Annotated in this window: 14 protein-coding genes; all 14 read right to left on the reverse strand. The window is 68.7% G+C overall.

The window, feature by feature from the left end; genetic code table 11:
- Positions 1–120: 120 nt before the first annotated feature.
- Positions 121–1,755 carry a flavodoxin domain-containing protein gene (locus tag ACFOM9_RS02070; RefSeq protein ID WP_386705713.1) on the reverse strand — a complete coding sequence of 545 codons (1,635 nt, stop codon included), beginning with the start codon at positions 1,753–1,755 and terminating at the stop codon, positions 121–123.
- Complete coding sequence (locus ACFOM9_RS02075; protein WP_386707249.1) at positions 1,752–2,666, reverse strand: FAD:protein FMN transferase; 915 nt, start codon at positions 2,664–2,666, stop codon at positions 1,752–1,754. The genes ACFOM9_RS02070 and ACFOM9_RS02075 overlap by 4 nt, the downstream gene beginning before the upstream one ends.
- Before the next feature lie 104 nt (positions 2,667–2,770).
- Entirely contained in the window at positions 2,771–3,589 is an 819-nt protein-coding gene (locus tag ACFOM9_RS02080) for a DUF4198 domain-containing protein (RefSeq protein WP_386705715.1), read from the reverse strand.
- Positions 3,590–3,630: 41 nt separating this feature from the next.
- Entirely contained in the window at positions 3,631–4,146 is a 516-nt protein-coding gene (locus ACFOM9_RS02085) for a DUF2271 domain-containing protein (RefSeq protein WP_386705717.1), read from the reverse strand.
- 23 nt (positions 4,147–4,169) lie between these two features.
- Complete coding sequence (locus tag ACFOM9_RS02090; RefSeq protein WP_386705719.1) at positions 4,170–4,814, reverse strand: PepSY-associated TM helix domain-containing protein; 645 nt, start codon at positions 4,812–4,814, stop codon at positions 4,170–4,172.
- A gap of 136 nt (positions 4,815–4,950) precedes the next feature.
- Positions 4,951–5,640: a Fe2+-dependent dioxygenase gene (locus tag ACFOM9_RS02095; RefSeq protein ID WP_386705721.1), complete on the reverse strand. Its 690-nt coding sequence runs from the start codon at positions 5,638–5,640 to the stop codon at positions 4,951–4,953.
- 23 nt (positions 5,641–5,663) lie between these two features.
- Complete coding sequence (locus tag ACFOM9_RS02100; RefSeq protein WP_386705723.1) at positions 5,664–8,009, reverse strand: catecholate siderophore receptor Fiu; 2,346 nt, start codon at positions 8,007–8,009, stop codon at positions 5,664–5,666.
- A gap of 449 nt (positions 8,010–8,458) precedes the next feature.
- Positions 8,459–8,779, reverse strand: coding sequence for a non-heme iron oxygenase ferredoxin subunit (locus ACFOM9_RS02105; RefSeq protein WP_386705725.1), 321 nt, complete (start codon positions 8,777–8,779; stop codon positions 8,459–8,461).
- 119 nt (positions 8,780–8,898) lie between these two features.
- Positions 8,899–9,447 (reverse strand): GNAT family N-acetyltransferase, encoded by a 549-nt coding sequence (locus ACFOM9_RS02110; protein ID WP_386705727.1) that lies wholly within the window; start codon positions 9,445–9,447, stop codon positions 8,899–8,901.
- A 238-nt stretch (positions 9,448–9,685) separates the two neighbouring features.
- Positions 9,686–10,945 carry a cysteine desulfurase gene (locus ACFOM9_RS02115; RefSeq protein WP_386705729.1) on the reverse strand — a complete coding sequence of 420 codons (1,260 nt, stop codon included), beginning with the start codon at positions 10,943–10,945 and terminating at the stop codon, positions 9,686–9,688.
- Complete coding sequence (gene sufD, locus ACFOM9_RS02120; RefSeq protein WP_386705731.1) at positions 10,942–12,198, reverse strand: Fe-S cluster assembly protein SufD; 1,257 nt, start codon at positions 12,196–12,198, stop codon at positions 10,942–10,944. The genes ACFOM9_RS02115 and sufD overlap by 4 nt, the downstream gene beginning before the upstream one ends.
- A 217-nt stretch (positions 12,199–12,415) precedes the next feature.
- Positions 12,416–13,180, reverse strand: coding sequence for a Fe-S cluster assembly ATPase SufC (sufC, locus tag ACFOM9_RS02125; protein ID WP_386705733.1), 765 nt, complete (start codon positions 13,178–13,180; stop codon positions 12,416–12,418).
- Between the two features lie 55 nt (positions 13,181–13,235).
- Entirely contained in the window at positions 13,236–13,649 is a 414-nt protein-coding gene (locus tag ACFOM9_RS02130) for a lysozyme inhibitor LprI family protein (protein ID WP_386705735.1), read from the reverse strand.
- Positions 13,646–15,085: a Fe-S cluster assembly protein SufB gene (gene sufB / locus ACFOM9_RS02135; RefSeq protein WP_386705737.1), complete on the reverse strand. Its 1,440-nt coding sequence runs from the start codon at positions 15,083–15,085 to the stop codon at positions 13,646–13,648. Before sufB ends, ACFOM9_RS02130 begins: the two co-directional genes overlap by 4 nt.
- Positions 15,086–15,093: the final 8 nt, after the last annotated feature.

A 15,093-nucleotide genomic window follows, 5' to 3' on the forward strand; every position in this document is an offset into this window, starting at 1 on the left:
CCGCGCGACGGATCGCGGAATGCGACTGCCCAGGTCGAATCCAGCTGGCCGATGGATACCAGCCTCGCGACACCGGTCTGCGCCCAGGCCGCCATCTGCATCGCCAACACGCCAATCCGTTCAGTACACGTCGCGCCGGTAGCGGCCCTCGCGCAGCAGTTGCTCGATCGTCGCGTCGCCCAGGACGTCCCGCAGCACCGCGTCCACGTCCGGCGCCATGCCCTGCAGGCTGCCGCAGACGTGGATCGCAGCGCCTTCGCGGACCCAGGTGCGCAGCGTGTCGGCCGCATCGCGCAGCGCGTCCTGCACGTAACGGCGTCGCGCACCGTCGCGCGAGAAAGCGAGGTCCAGGCGCTCGACGAAGCCGTCGGACTGCCAGCGCTCGATGTCGGCGCGGTAGTGGAAGTCGCGATCGCCGTTGCGTTCGCCGAACAGGAGCCAGTTGCGGCGCGCACCGGCGTCGGTGCGCGCGGCCAGGTGCGCGCGGAGGCCGGCGATGCCGGTGCCGTTGCCGACCAGCACCAGCGGTCGCTCCGGGGCGGGCGGGTGGAAGTTGGCGTTGCTGCGGATGCGCAGGTCGATGGTTGCCCCGGGCGCCGCGTGTTCGCACAGCCACCCGCTGCCCAGGCCGCTGCGGCCATCGGGTCGGCGCATGTGCCGGATCAGCAGCTGCAATATGCCTTCGCGCGGTATCGAGGCGATCGAGTATTCGCGATGCGGCAGGGGCTTGAGGACATCGGCAAGCGCCTGCGCGTCCAGGCCGGCTACTGCGGCGGGATCGGGCAGGTGCGCGCGCGACAGCGCGTCGCCGAGCGTGAGCGGCCTGCCTTCGAAGCGCACCTGCGTTTCGGTCGCCAAGGCGAGCGTGGAGACCAGCGCGTCGACCGCCGCAGGCGCATTGCGCGGGCCGATCTCCGCGATGTCGCCGGCCTGCCAGGCTGGCTGCATGCCCGCCGGCGGCGCGAGGGCGAGTTGGAACACAGGCTCACCCGCGCTGCCGGCATTGAGCTCGGCGCGCTCGCGCAGTTGCCACGGTTCGTAGGCCACCGGCGACCAGTCGGGCAGCTCCGGCGCCTGCGCGAGCAGGCCCAGGTGATGCTGCCAGTGACGCAGTGCGCCGGGGTCGCCGTCGTCGACTTCGACCAGGTCGAACAGCGGCGTCGCACCCGCCTGGCGCAACCACTGGTCGAGGCGATGGCCAAAGCCGCAGAACTCGTCGTATTCGCGGTCGCCGAGCGCCAGCAGCGCAAACCGGAGCGCGGGAAGCGTGCCCCGCGTGGCGAGCACGTCGCGGACGAACCCCAGCGCGGAGTAGGGCGGATCGCCTTCGCCGGTGGTGCTGACCACGAACAGGGCGCGCGTGGTCGCCGACAGCGTCGCGGCGTCGACGTCGAGCAGTTCGCGCAGCTCCACGTCCATGCCGGCTTCGACGAGCGTCGCGGCGGTGCGTTCGGCGAGCTGCTGGGCGAAGCCCGTCTGGCTGGCCCAGGCGACCAGCACTCGCGCGCTGCCGGTCGCGGCCCGAGGTGCGCGGCGCGGGCGCGAGCGCCACAGCAGCCAACCGCTGAAAGCCGCGTAGGACGCAATCGCGGACGCTGCCCAGGCCCATCGCGCGCGCTGCGGCGACGCCGGCCACCAGGCATCGTCGTGCAGCGGAAGCAAGGCCAAGGCCAGCGCGAGCAGGCCCAGCAGCGCAAGGCCATTGCCAAGCGTCGCAAGCGGAACGCCCCGGGCGCTGCGCGGAGCGGTGCTCATGATGCGAGCCGGTCGAGGAAGGCGGGAGTCATACGGATCCCGGCACCGAGCGCTTCCGCGGGGACGAAGCGCGCAGCCAGCCCGCGCGCGCGGGCGAAGGCGAAACCGTCGTCGAATCCCATCACCGTCAGCGCCGTGGCCCAGCCGTCGGCGCGCATCGCGTCGTCGGCGATCACCGTTACCGCGGCCGGCGCGTTTTCGACCGGCGCGCCGCTGCGCGGGTCCAGCGTGTGCGCGTAGGTACGGCCGTCGCGTTCGAATCGATGCCAGTGCACGCCGGAGGTGGCGACCGCGAAGCCGCCAAGCGACAGCACGCAGGGCGTCGCGTCATCGGCGCCCGGCGCGCTTTCGACCAGCACCCGCCACGGTGACCCATCGGGCTTGTGGCCGTAGCCGAGCAGTTCGCCGCCGACCTCCACCAGCGCATCGGCGATCCCGCGTTCGCGCAGGCACGCGGCCACCGCATCCACGCCATGCCCCTTGGCGATCGCCGACAGATCAAGCGCGGCGCCGCCGGGCTGCAGCACCGCGGACGGCGCGTCACGCAGCGCGATCCGCTGCCAGCCGATGCGTGCGCGGGCAGTGTCGATTTCGCCGGGATCGGGTATCCGCGGGGCGTTGCGGTCGGCGCCGAATCCCCACAGGTCCACCAGCGGTCCCACTGTCGGGTCATACGCGCCGCCGCTGGCCGAGGCGATCTCGAGGGCGCAGCGCAGCACGTCGTCGAACGGCTGCGGCAACGCCTGCCAGCTGCCGGCTTCGGCGCGGTTGTAGCGGCGGATGTCCGAGTCGGGTTCCCAGGTGCTCATCTGCGACACGACGCGGTCAAGCGTCGCCTGCACCGCGTCGTGCAGCGGCCGCAGCGCCAGGCGCGCATCGCCGGCCACGCACACGCGCCAGCGCGTGCCCATGGTGTCGCCATGGAGCGTGTGGACGACGCGGTCGCGGACGATGGTCTGGTTCAAGGCGTGGTGGCGCGCCGCGCACGACGATGCGCGGCGCGACGATCGGGGATCTACTGCGGCAGCACTTCCAGCGTGGCCACGTAGCCCAGCCGGCGCTGCTTGGCTTGCGGCATCGAAACCTTGTCGTCTTCGGTGGACGCATCGAGCCAGTACATGCCGGCCTCCGGCCAGGTGACGCTGAATTCGCCATTGGCGTCGGTGGTGACCTTGATCTCGTCCTGCGCGTTGCGGTAGCGCGTGCCGCCGCGGGTGATCTCCACCGCCAGGCCCGCGGCCGGCTTGCCGTCGACCTGGAAACGGAATGTCGCTTCCTCGCCCGCGAACAGGTCGTTGGGATGCGTCACCGGCACCAGTTCGAGCCCCACGCCGCTGGGCTTGAGCGCGACGTCGTTCGGCGATCCGTTGGTGACGAAGGTTTCCACCCGGCTGACCGATTCGCCGACTTCAAGATTCTTCGCGTCCTTCGGCACTTCGCTGGCGAAGGTGTCCGCCGTACCGCGCCAGCGCCGGGGCTTGCCGTCCTGTTCCCAGCGGCCGGTGAGGGAGTGGTTCGCCACCGCGATCCTGTACGTGCCCTGCTGCGCGAGTTCGACGTCGAACACGCTGCGGTACTTGCCGGTCGCGCCGTTCTGGGTTTCCACCTTGCTGCCGTCGGGTGCGATGACGGCGATGTTGTCCAGCCGCAGCGGCACGTGGTTGAAGTAGAACAGGTCGTTGGACACCGCCGCGTCGACCGTGATCCACGGATCCTCGCCGGCGACGACGGTCTGCGACGGCATCAGCCAGGCCTTGTGCGCGGACGCGGTGATCGGCAGCGCGGCGGCCAGGGCGAGCGCAAGCGCGAATGCGGGGGCGAGGGAACGCTTCATGGTGTGCTCCGGAATGCGGAAGGGAAGAGGGATGTGGCCGCTCAGGGCTTGATCGACAGCGCCACGGCGCCGAGTTCGGTCTTGCCCTGCGCCTTGCCGGACTGCGGCGTCGTCGCTGGCCAGGTGAAGGGGATCTTCAGCAGCTCGCGGCCGCCGACCTCGCGCACCGCCTCGACCACCAGCGTGTAGCTGCCGGGTGCGAGCTTCGCCAGCCGCGGGTCGGCGGTGTCGAAATCCAGCGCGTGCTTGCCGGCCGGCCGGGTCGGTCCGGTAACGCCATCGACCGGCAGGTCCAGGGTGCGGCCGGACCGGCGCCACCACTGCCGCAGGTCGGGCAGCCACTTGGTGCCGTGGCCTTCCTTGGTGTCCTTGTCCTGGTACCAGACCGCGAGATCGGCGACGGACTTGTTGCCGGCGCCTTCGATCCAGACCGCAACGTAGGGCCGGTGGTATTCGGCGACCCTGAGCTGCGGGATCTGGACGTCGACTTCGAACTGCGCGGCGTAGGCCGGCATGGCGAGCAGGCCGCTGAGGGCGATGGTGAGCGTAACGCGCATGAATACCTCGTCGGTCTTGTCGGTCAGTGGATGAACAGCAGTGCGAGCAGCAGCGGCACCAGCAGCCCGAGCCCGACGTAGGGCCAGGTCATGCGGCGCTGGCGCGCGTGCATCTGCAGCAGGAACAGTCCGGTCACCGTGAACATCACGCAGGCGATGGCGAACACGTCGATGAACCAGCCCCACGCCGGCCCGGCATTGCGGCCCTTGTGCAGGTCGTTGAAATAGGAAATCCAGCCGCGCTCGGTGCGCTCGTACTCGATCGCGCCGTCCGCGCGCTGGATGCTGAGCCAGGCGTCGGCGCCTGGGCTTGGCATCGACAGGTAGACCTCGTCTTCCGACCACTCGGCGTCGCGCTTGCCGATCGCCGTGTCGAGTTCGCGGTCCAGCCAGTCGGCGATCCGTCCCGGCAGCGGCGCATGGCCTTCGACGCGATCGCCGAGCGATCGCAGCAGCGGCCCAGGGAGCGCGAGCGTCCGGGTGTCGACCTGCGGACTGCCCTCGATCTTCGCCGCATGGTTGAGGGTGATGCCGGTCATCGCGAACAGCAGCATCCCCACCAGGCACACGGCCGAACTGATCCAGTGCCACTGGTGCAGCGTGCGCAGCCAGAAGCCGCGGCGGTGCTGGTGGGTGCCTGGGTCGGTGCTCTGGGTGGTCGAAGGCAAGGTGTCGGATTCAAGGCACGGAAAGCGCGCAGTATAAGGTATGGATGAGAATCATTCTCACGAATGATGAGCCGCAGCGCCCGTGGCCATCACTGAAGAAGGCACTGGTCCAGTCGATCACGAGACGCCGCTGTCCTCAGGTCTCCGCCCAGCGCCGCAGCAGGTTGTGATACACGCCCGTCAGCTGCAGCAGCGCGGCGCGGTCGGCGCCGGACCGGGTCAGGCTCTGGATCGAGGCGTCGAGTTCGAACAGCATCCGCCGCTGGCTGTCGTCGCGGATCAGGCTCTGCACCCAGAAGAACGAGGCCAGGCGCGCGCCACGCGTGACGGGCTCGACGCGGTGCAGGCTGCTCGACGGATACAGGATCAGGTCCCCAGCCGGCAGCTTGACCTCGTGTTCGCCGTAGGTGTCGTGGACGACCAGTTCGCCCCCGTCGTATTCCTCCGGCTCGCACAGGAACAGCGTGCACGACACGTCGGTGCGCAACGTTCCGGCCGCTTGCCCCGGCATCGCGACGTGCATCACCGAACCATCGACGTGCAGCCCGTACTGGCCGCCGCCCTGGTAGCGGTTGAAGCGCGGCGGCAGCGTGCGCAGCGGCAGTGCGGCGGCGTGATAGAGCGGGCTGGCCGACAGCGCGGCGAGCACGGCGGCGCCCAGTTCACGCGCCAGCGGCGAGTTGTCGGCCAGCTGCTGGTTGCGCTTGACCTGCGCACCCTGCGCGCCGACCGTGGCCTTGCCGTCGATCCACTCGCCGCCGTCGAGCACCGCGCGGAAATGCGCGACCTGCGCGGCATCAAGGATGGCGGGAACGTGCAGCAACATGGCGTCGGGTCCTTCGGTACCGGTCAGAAGCGGATGTCGGCGCTGAGCATGAAGGTGCGCGGCGCGCCGGGCGTGTAGCGATAGCCGCTCTTGTTGATCGCGGCCACGTACTGCTTGTCGAACAGGTTGTAGCCATTCAGGCGCAGGCTGACGCTGTCATTGACCGCGTACGAGACCATCGCGTCGTACACCGTCCAGGACTTGGTCGATTGCGGCGTGCCCACCGCGCCATCGGTGCCCTTGTGCAGGCCGGCGGTATAGCGAACGCCGCCGCCCACCGTCAGGCCGAACGGGAACTGGTAGGTCGTCCAGCTGGTGACGGCCTCGTCCGGCGTGTAGGTCAGGTTGCGGCTGCCGTCCTCGGCCAGGCTTGCGCCCTCGGTGACCGTGGCGTCCTGGTGGAGGTAGCCCAGCGACAGGTTCCAGTGGTCGGTGATGTTGCCGATCGCGGACACCTCGACGCCCTGCACCCGCTTCTCGCCCGTCTGCGAATAGCCACCAGGCGCGCCCGTGTCGGCGACGATCTCGTTGCTCACGTTGGTCTGGAACAGGGCCAGGTTCAGCGCCAGCCCGTTCTCCGGCAATACCCACTTGGTGCCGACCTCGTAGGTCCGGGCCTTCTGCGGATCGTTGTTGATGTTGTCGGCGCTGTTGGCCGCCTCGCTGAGGCTGAAGTTGGCGCCGCCCGGCGGCTGCTGCGACAGCGCGGCGTTGGCGTAGAGGCTGACCGCCTCGGTCGGCTTGTAGACCGCTCCGAGTTTGTAGTTGAGCAGGGTGTCGGACGATTCGAGATCGGCGGTGGGGATGATGCTGCCGTCGGCGACGCCGCTGGGGCAGGCGATGCCGCGTCGCGGCAGGGGCACCACCGTGGTGCAGATGCCGGTGGCGTCGTAATCGGTGGTGTAGCGGTCGGCGCGCACGCCGGCGGTCAGCAGGAAGCGCTCGCCGAACTTCAGGGTGTCGAACACATACAGCGCGGCGGTGTCGGTCCTGCCGTTGGCGACCGTGCCATTGCGCCCGTACGCCAGCGTGCCGGCGTCGCGCCAGTCCGGGTCGTAGAGGCTGATCGGATCCAGGCTGCCGCTGACGGCAATGCCGTGCGCGGACTGCTCTTCGCGGGTCAGTTCCAGGCCGGTGCTGAGGAAATGCTCGACCGCCCCGGTGCTGAAGTCCGCGCGCAGGTTCAGCTGGTCGGTGAGGATTGTGTTCTCCTGGTCCCGGCTGCTGAACGTGCCGCGCACCAGGGTGTACGTCGACAGGTCATCCTTGTCCGTCCAGCGGATGTTGCCGGCCTGCTCGTCCTCGTCGGTGCCGCCGGTGGTCATCAGCGAGGTGATCAGGTACTCCTGCCCGGTCTTGCCCCAGCGCAGCGTGTTGCTGAGCTTCAGCGTGTCGGAGACGTCATGCTCGAGCCGCAGCGTGGCCATCTGCGCGGTCACGTCGTCGTGGTCGAGCGGGCTGCCATAGAAGTTCTCCCGATCGACCGGATGGCCTGAAAGCTGCTCCAGGCCAGGCTGCGGCATCCAGCTCGGCAGTCCGATGGTCGGCACGAACCCGTCCGGCACGTTGTCCTGGCGCACGTAAAGCAGGTTGAGGAACACGCGGGTGTCGGTGCCGAGCCCGAATCCCAGCGACGGCGCGATGCCCCAGCGCGCATTGTTGACCGGCCCGCGGCCGGCGACATCGCTGTCCTGCCACATCGCGTTCAGGCGCAGCGCGCTGGTGTCGCCCAGGCGGGTGTTCCAGTCGGCGGTGGCCCGCTGCTGGCCTTCGTTGCCGGCGGAGAGGCTGGCGGATGTCGCGCCGCGCAGGTTGGCCTGCTTCGACACCATGTTGATCGCGCCGGTCGGCGCGGAGCGGCCGGTGTCGGTGCCGGCGGGGCCTTTCACCACCTCCACCTGGTCGATGTTGAACAGGTCGCGCGAGACCGCGCCGAGGTCGCGCGCGCCATCGACGAAGATGCTGCTGGAACTGTCGAAGCCGCGCATGTACAGCGTGTCGCCGGTGGTGGTGTTGCCGTTCTCGCCTGCATAGAACGTGCCCACGCCGGGGCTGTTGCGCAGCGCTTCTGCCAGGGTGGTGGCGCCCTGCTGCTGGAGAAGTTCCTTGCCGAGCACCTCGATGGTCTGAGGCGTGTCCTGCAGGGTCTGGGTGAATTTGGGCGAGACCACGAAACTGTTCAGGCCATGCACTTCCACCGCGTCGAGAGTCGTGGCCTGCGGTTCGGCCGCGGGCCCGGAGGGAGCGTCCTGCGCGACCGCGCTGGCCGGCAGGCCGAGCGCCAGGCTGGTCAGCAGGGTGGCGGCGGTCAGCGGCTGGGACGGTTTCGATGCCGGGGTGGCGTGCTTGCGACTGGTGATGTGGGCCATGGTGCCTCTGTTGAATGGGGGAGACGCCCGGCCGGACACGCGCGCGAGCGTGAGGCGTCGGGTGTCCGGACCTCGTGGCGGGCCTATGGCTGGCTGGGGGTGGCTTTGGCTTCGGCGCGGACTGCGGGCCGGCCCCGGTATCGCAGGGCCGGCGGCCGGAGAGCGCGGCGGGGTGCGGGTATTCAACCCCAAACGATAATGATTCGCAATGCTTTTCGCATTGGGGCAACATGGCGAGCGGCAAGCCAATGCCCGGCCGTAGGGCATGTTGCCCTTGAAGGAGTGGCTTGGGCCTGAGGTTTCCAGGCAGGCGGGCCGGCTCATTTCGAAAGGCCAGGGCGGGCTGCTGTCAGCCGAGCCGCGTGAAAAGCTCGCGCTGAAGCCGCTCCTACAGGTCTGGCTCTGGATGGGCGGTCGGAACGACGGCCACAGGCATCGGCGCTCGCGGGCTAGCGGTCGTCGCGCGTCCAGACCGCGCCGTCCTCGATCTTCACCGGGAACTTCGCCACCGGCGCGTACGCCGGTGCGCACAGTGCGCGCCCGTCGCGGACATCGAACTTCGCGCCATGCAGCGTGCATTCGATGGTCGCATCGCCGCCGTCGAAGCTGCCGGCCGACAGCTCGAAATCCTCATGGCTGCAGCGGTCCTCGAGCGCGTAGAAATCGCCGTCGACGTTGAACACGATGATCGGCGTGTCGCCGTCCCAGGCCACCGCGGTTTCGCCGGGAAGCAGTTTGGAAGTGGCGCAGACGCGGATCCAGTCGGACATGCAGGTTGCTCACGAAATTTGCCGACCATTGTAGGAGTGGCGGAAGCCGCGAGGGATGATGCCGCGCGGCGGCAACTTTCACCGTGGCGCCGGGACGGCGATTGCGGCTCCCGCCGCTCCTACAACATCTTTTCGAGGACCTCGAAGCGCAGGTCGTCGCGTTTGGGGATGCCGAAGCGCTCGTCCCCGTGCGGGAACGGCTTGTATACGCCGGTGCGGCGGTAGCCGCGGCGCTCGTAGAAGGCGATCAGCTCGTCGCGGATGTCGATCACGGTCATGCGCATGTCGGGCAGCTGCCAGTCCTGGCGCGCGATGCGTTCGCATTCGGCCAACAGCGACTTGCCGATGCCGCCGCCCTGCAGGCCCGGTACCACCGAGAACATGCCGAAATAGCCGTGGCCGCCTTCGTCGGCGACGTGCGCGCAGGCCAGCAGCCGGTGCGCCGGGCCTGATCCCGGGCCATTGCCGCGCTCGGCGAGCACCACGCGGCTGCGCGGACGCTCGATGTCCATGCGCAGGACGTCGGCGTCGATGCGGTTGCCGTCGAGGAAATCCGCTTCGGTAGTCCAGCCGGCGCGGCTGGCGTCGCCGCGGTAGGCGGAGGTCACCAGGGCGACGATGTCGTCGACGTCGGCGGTGGTGGCATTACGGAAGGCGAGTTCGATCATGATGGTCCCAATGTTTCCACGCTTCGCTCCGCCAGGAGCAAGCCGAACCGCGCGCTCGTTGCTTCCCCTCCGTCGCCGGCGCAGACAGCAGCGTTGGAGGGGGCTACAGGTTCGCTGGCTCCGGCTCCATCCTTCCCGACCTCCCTGACTCGACGGAAGGACGGACAGGCCAAAACAAGCTCGCGGCTTCCGCCGCTCCTGCAGATGTCACGGGGTCGCAGACTGGGTGGCCGGCGACTCAGGCCAGCAGGCCGCGCACCTTGCGCAGCGCGGCGACGAAGGCTTCGATTTCCTCGTGCGTATTGTAGAACGCCAGCGACGCGCGACAGGTGGCGCCGATGCCGAACCACTGCAAAAGCGGATGCGCGCAATGCTGGCCAGAGCGGATCGCCACGCCCTCGATGTCGAGCAGGGTGGCCAGGTCGTGCGCGTGCGCGCCTTCGACCAGGAACGACACCACCGCGGCCTTGCCCTTGGCCGTGCCGTAGATGCGCAGGCCCTCGACTCGCGCCAGTTCCTCGTTGAGGTGCGCAAGCAGCTCCTGTTCCCGCGCCTCCACGTTGGCCATGCCCAGTGCATCGAGATAATCCACTGCCGCGCCAAGGCCGGCGAAGCCGGCGATGTTGGGCGTCCCGGCTTCGAACTTGCGCGGCGCGTCGTTGAACACGGTGCCGTCGAAGCGCACCTCGCGGATCATCTCGCCGCCGCCGATGAACGGAGGCATCGCTTCCAGGTGCTCGCGGCGTGCCCACAGCGCGCCGGTGCCGGTCGGGCCGCACATCTTGTGGCCGGTGAGGGCGTAGAAATCGCAGCCAATGGCGGCGACGTCGACCGGGCGGTGCGGCAGCGCCTGCGAGCCGTCGACGACCGTGACGATGCCGCGGCGGCGCGCCTCGTGGCAGATCCCGCGCACCGGGTTCACCGTGCCGAGGACGTTGCTGACATGGGCGATGGCAAGCAGCTTCACGTCCGCGGTCATCTTCGCCCGCAGCATGTCCATGTCGAGCGAGCCGTCGGGAAGCAGCTCCACCACCTCGATGCGCGCGCCGGTGCGCTGCGCCACCAGCTGCCACGGCACGATGTTGGCGTGGTGCTCCATGCGCGTGAGCAGGATCGCATCGCCCCCCTGCAGCCGCGGCAGCGCCCAGGAGTACGCGACCAGGTTGATCGCGAAGGTCGTGCCGCTGCACAGCACCAGGTCGTCGGGCCGGACGTGGATGAAACGCGCCAGCTTCCTGCGCGCGTTTTCGTAAAGTTCGGTCGCCTCGCCACCGAGCGTGTGCACGGCGCGGCTGACGTTGGCGTTGTGCCGGCGATAGAAGTCGTCGACCGCCTCGATCACCGACGTCGGCTTCTGCCCGGTGTTGGCAGAGTCGAAGTAGATCAGAGGCTTGCCGTTGACCTCGCGCCGCAACAGCGGGAAGTCCGCGCGCACGCGCGACCAGTCGACTGCGTTGTCGCCCGCGGATGCGACCGTGGTGGCGGGCGAGGGGGTCACGCGTCGCCCACCAGCGACGACAGCGCGGCGTCGAGGCGTGCCTCCAGCGTCGCGCGCAGCGCGTCGGAGGCGACGACGCGCAGCGGTTCGCGCACGAAGGCCACGGTCAGCACGCGGCGCGCGTCCATTTCCGGCAGCCCGCGCGAGCGCAGGTAGAACATCGCGGTCGGATCGAGCTGGCCGACGGTCGCGCCATGCGCGGCCTTGACCTCGTCGGCGTGGATGACGAGCACCGGCTGGGTGTCGATCTCCGCGCCCTCCGACAGCAGCAGGTTCTTGTTCGACAGGTTGGCATCGCTGCCGTCGGCGCCCTCGTGGATGGTGATGCCGCCGTGGAAGACCGCGCGGCCGCGGCCGGCGCCGATCCCGCGCCAGGTCAGGTCGCAGGCGGTGTCGCGCGCGACGTGTTCGACGCCCAGCCGCGTGTCCAGATGACGTTTTCCGGTAGCCAGCAGCACGCCGTTGGCGACCAGGCGAGCGCGGTCGCCCTCAAGGCGCACGTTGAGTTCATGGCGCGAGAGCGCGGCGCCGAGTTCCAGGTCCAGGCGCCGGTACTCGGCGTCTTCGGCGAGTACCGCATCGGTGCGCAGGAAGCTGGTCGCGCCGGCGGCGGCGTCATGCACGCGCGCATGGCGCAGGCGCGCACGCGGCGCCAGGCGCAGCGACAGCGTCGCGGTGTCGAGGTGACGATGTTCGCCCGCCGCGATGTGGTGTTCGGCCAGCACCAGCGAGGCGCCTTCGCCCACCTCGATCGCGTGGCGCAGGTGCCAGGCGCGATCGGTGTCCGACGGTGCGCCGATGAACACCAGGTGCAGCGGGGTTTCGACGCTTGCGCCAGAGTCGACGCGCAACACCGCTCCGGCGTGCGCGAGCGCGGCGTTGAGGTTGGCGAATACGTCGTCGCTGTGGTTGCGCGTGTCGACGCCGGTGTCGCCGGCGGCCGCGCTGGCGCATTCCGCCGCCAGCGTGACGCCGATGGGCAGGCCTTGCAGGTCGGACTGCGCGGCATCGTGGACGCCGTTGACGAAGACCAGCCGGGGGGCGGGGACTCCGGCAAGCAGCGCCGGATCAAACGCGGCGATCGCATCGTCGACCGGTCCGAAGGTGCGCCGCTCCAGTGCACGCAGTGGCGTGTACTTCCACGCTTCGCTGCGCGGCCCGGGCAGCCCTTCGCGCACGACCGCGTCCAGCGCCGTCTTGCGGGCACCGCCGCCTTCGAAGCTGGCGGCAAGCGAGTCGAGGAGGGCGCTCATCGGGAGCCGCCGCCGCCGACGGCGCCACCGCGCATCGTCACTCCCGCGCAGGCGGGAAGCGCTCCACAACAGCCCGCAGGGCTGGTCATCCATGGACGCTGCTGTGCTTCCTGTGCCGACTGGGCCCCTGGGCGGCCTGCCATGCCGGCAGTCATTCGGCGCATCGCGCCGTCGCGAGTGCGTCGATCAAGAACGATGGTGTTCCGACGGCCGGCCATTACGCCACCGCGTCCGGCGTCACCCGGTCCTTGATCCACGCGTAGCCGTGGGCTTCGAGTTCCAGCGCCAGTTCGGGCCCGCCACTTTCGACGATGCGGCCATCGGCCAGCACATGCACGACGTCGGGCTTGATGTAATCCAGCAGGCGCTGGTAGTGGGTGATGACCAGGAACGCGCGATCCGGCGAGCGCAGGGCGTTGACGCCCTCGGCCACGGTCTTCAGCGCGTCGATGTCCAGGCCCGAGTCGGTCTCGTCGAGGATCGCCAGCTTGGGCTGCAGCACCGCGAGCTGGAAGATCTCGTTGCGCTTCTTCTCGCCGCCGGAAAATCCTTCGTTCACGCCGCGATGCAGCAGCTGGTCGTCCAGGTGCAGCACGGCGAGCTTCTCGCGCACGACCTTGAGGAACTGCATCGAATCCAGCTCCGCCTCGCCGCGCGCCTTGCGCTGGGCGTTGAGCGCGCTGCGCAGGAAGTAGGTGTTGTTCACGCCGGGGATTTCCACCGGGTACTGGAATGCCAGGAACACGCCGGCGGCGGCGCGTTCCTCCGGCGCGAGCTGCAGCAGGTCGCGGCCGTCGTAGGCCACGCTGCCCTGGGTGACCGTGTAGCCCTCGCGCCCCGCGAGGATGTTGCCCAGCGTGGACTTTCCGGCGCCGTTGGGCCCCATGATGGCGTGCACTTCGCCCGGCTTCACGTCGAGCGAGAGGCCCTTGAGGATGTCGCGGCCGGCGACGGAGGCGTGGAGGTTTTCGATCTTGAGCATTGCGATCTCGGTGTTCTTCTAGGAAAGCCGGATGATCCGTTCGAATCCGGCTGAATCAATGGATGGCGTCGTCGAGCCAGATCGAGCGCAGGTAACGCGTACGCTCGCGAGTGAACGCTGCCTTCGCGTCGGCAAGTTCCATCGGATGGATGGATCCGTATTGGGTGCGCTCGGTTTCGCCTTTTTCGAGTGGGAACCGGGCCTCCAGGTCCGCATCGCGCAGTTGGATCCACAGGCGCTGTGCGGCTTTCAGCTTCGCGATGGCGACAGGTCGGTTGCCGATCTTCGCCAGGACCTCGCGCCAGGTGGCATTGAGTTCGTCGTCCGCGGCGCTCAGCCTCAGCGCAGCGCAGGTGTTCAACTCCATTTGCGACCCCTGCGGATCGCACTGGATGGCGTCGACTTGCGGTGCGGCCTTAGCCGAAGCCATCCAGAGCAGTGCGAACGCGATCGCGGCGATGGATTTCATCCGACCGAGCCTTCCAGCGACACTTCGAGCAGCTTCTTGGCCTCCACGGCGAACTCCATCGGCAGCTCACGGAAGACCTGCTTGCAGAAGCCGTCGACGATCAGGCTCACCGCGTCTTCCTGCGAGATGCCCCGCGCGCGGCAATAGAACATCTGGTCGTCGGAGATCTTCGAGGTGGTGGCCTCGTGCTCGACGGTCGCGCCCGGGTTCTTCACTTCGATGTAGGGAAAGGTGTGCGCGCCGCACTTCTTGCCGATCAGCAGCGAGTCGCACTGGGTGTAGTTGCGCGCGCCGTCTGCGGAGGCGGCCACCTTGACCAGGCCTCGGTAGGTGTTCTGGCCGCGGCCGGCGCTGATGCCCTTGCTGACGATCTTGCTCTTGGTGCGCTTGCCGAGGTGGATCATCTTGGTGCCGGTGTCGGCCTGCTGGCGATGGTGGGTGAGCGCGACCGAATGGAACTCGCCCACCGAGTCGTCGCCCAGCAGCACGCACGAGGGATATTTCCAGGTGATTGCCGAACCGGTCTCGACCTGGGTCCAGGTGACCTTGCTCCGGTCGCCCCGGCATTCGGCGCGCTTGGTGACGAAGTTGTAGATGCCGCCAACGCCGTTCTCGTCGCCCGGATACCAGTTCTGCACCGTCGAATACTTGATCTCGGCGTCCTCCAGCGCGACCAGCTCCACCACCGCCGCGTGCAGCTGGTTCTCGTCGCGCATCGGCGCGGTGCAGCCTTCCAGGTAGGACACGTGGCTGCGGTCCTCGGCGATGATCAGCGTGCGTTCGAACTGGCCGGTATGCCCTGCGTTGATGCGGAAGTAGGTGGACAGCTCCATCGGGCACCGCACCCCTTTGGGAATGAACACGAACGAGCCGTCGGAGAACACCGCCGAGTTGAGCGCGGCGAAATAGTTGTCGCCCGTCGGCACCACGCTGCCGAGGTACTGCTTCACCAGCGCGGGATGATCCTTGATCGCCTCTGACATCGAACAGAAGATGATGCCCTTCTCGGCCAGTTCCTTGCGGAAGGTGGTGCCGACCGATACCGAGTCGAACACGGCATCCACCGCAACCCCGGCCAGCTTGGCCCGCTCATGCAGCGGCACCCCGAGCTTGTCGTAGGTGTCGAGCAGCTCCTTGGGCACGTCGTCGAGCGACTTGTACTTGGGGCCCTTGGGCGCGGAGTAGTAGCTGATCGACTCGAAATCGATCGGCGCGACCTTCAGCTTCGCCCAGTGCGGCACCGGCATCGTCAGCCAGTGTCGGTAGGCGGCCACGCGCCACTCGGCCATCCACTGCGGCTCTTCCTTCTTCGCCGACAGCGCGCGCACCACGTCCTCCGAAAGGCCGGGGGCGAAGCTGTCCGACTCGATGTCGGTGATGAACCCGGCCGAATAGCGGCGGCCGAGCTGTTCGACGATTTCTGCGTTCTTTTCCAAGGTGACTT

Source organism: Luteimonas notoginsengisoli, assembly GCF_042648885.1.
In the GTDB taxonomy this organism is placed as follows: domain Bacteria; phylum Pseudomonadota; class Gammaproteobacteria; order Xanthomonadales; family Xanthomonadaceae; genus Luteimonas; species Luteimonas notoginsengisoli.

Bases quoted from the DNA above. Each gene is read 5' to 3' on its own strand.
- ACFOM9_RS02095 (WP_386705721.1), bottom strand. From the start codon at position 5,640: ATGTTGCTGCACGTTCCCGCCATCCTTGATGCCGCGCAGGTCGCGCAT.
- ACFOM9_RS02070 (WP_386705713.1), bottom strand. From the start codon at position 1,755: ATGAGCACCGCTCCGCGCAGCGCCCGGGGCGTTCCGCTTGCGACGCTT.
- ACFOM9_RS02075 (WP_386707249.1), bottom strand. From the start codon at position 2,666: ATGGGCACGCGCTGGCGCGTGTGCGTGGCCGGCGATGCGCGCCTGGCG.
- ACFOM9_RS02100 (WP_386705723.1), bottom strand. From the start codon at position 8,009: ATGGCCCACATCACCAGTCGCAAGCACGCCACCCCGGCATCGAAACCG.
- ACFOM9_RS02130 (WP_386705735.1), bottom strand. From the start codon at position 13,649: ATGAAATCCATCGCCGCGATCGCGTTCGCACTGCTCTGGATGGCTTCG.
- ACFOM9_RS02080 (WP_386705715.1), bottom strand. From the start codon at position 3,589: ATGAAGCGTTCCCTCGCCCCCGCATTCGCGCTTGCGCTCGCCCTGGCC.
- ACFOM9_RS02085 (WP_386705717.1), bottom strand. From the start codon at position 4,146: ATGCGCGTTACGCTCACCATCGCCCTCAGCGGCCTGCTCGCCATGCCG.
- ACFOM9_RS02110 (WP_386705727.1), bottom strand. From the start codon at position 9,447: ATGATCGAACTCGCCTTCCGTAATGCCACCACCGCCGACGTCGACGAC.
- sufC (WP_386705733.1), bottom strand. From the start codon at position 13,180: ATGCTCAAGATCGAAAACCTCCACGCCTCCGTCGCCGGCCGCGACATC.
- ACFOM9_RS02105 (WP_386705725.1), bottom strand. From the start codon at position 8,779: ATGTCCGACTGGATCCGCGTCTGCGCCACTTCCAAACTGCTTCCCGGC.
- sufD (WP_386705731.1), bottom strand. From the start codon at position 12,198: ATGAGCGCCCTCCTCGACTCGCTTGCCGCCAGCTTCGAAGGCGGCGGT.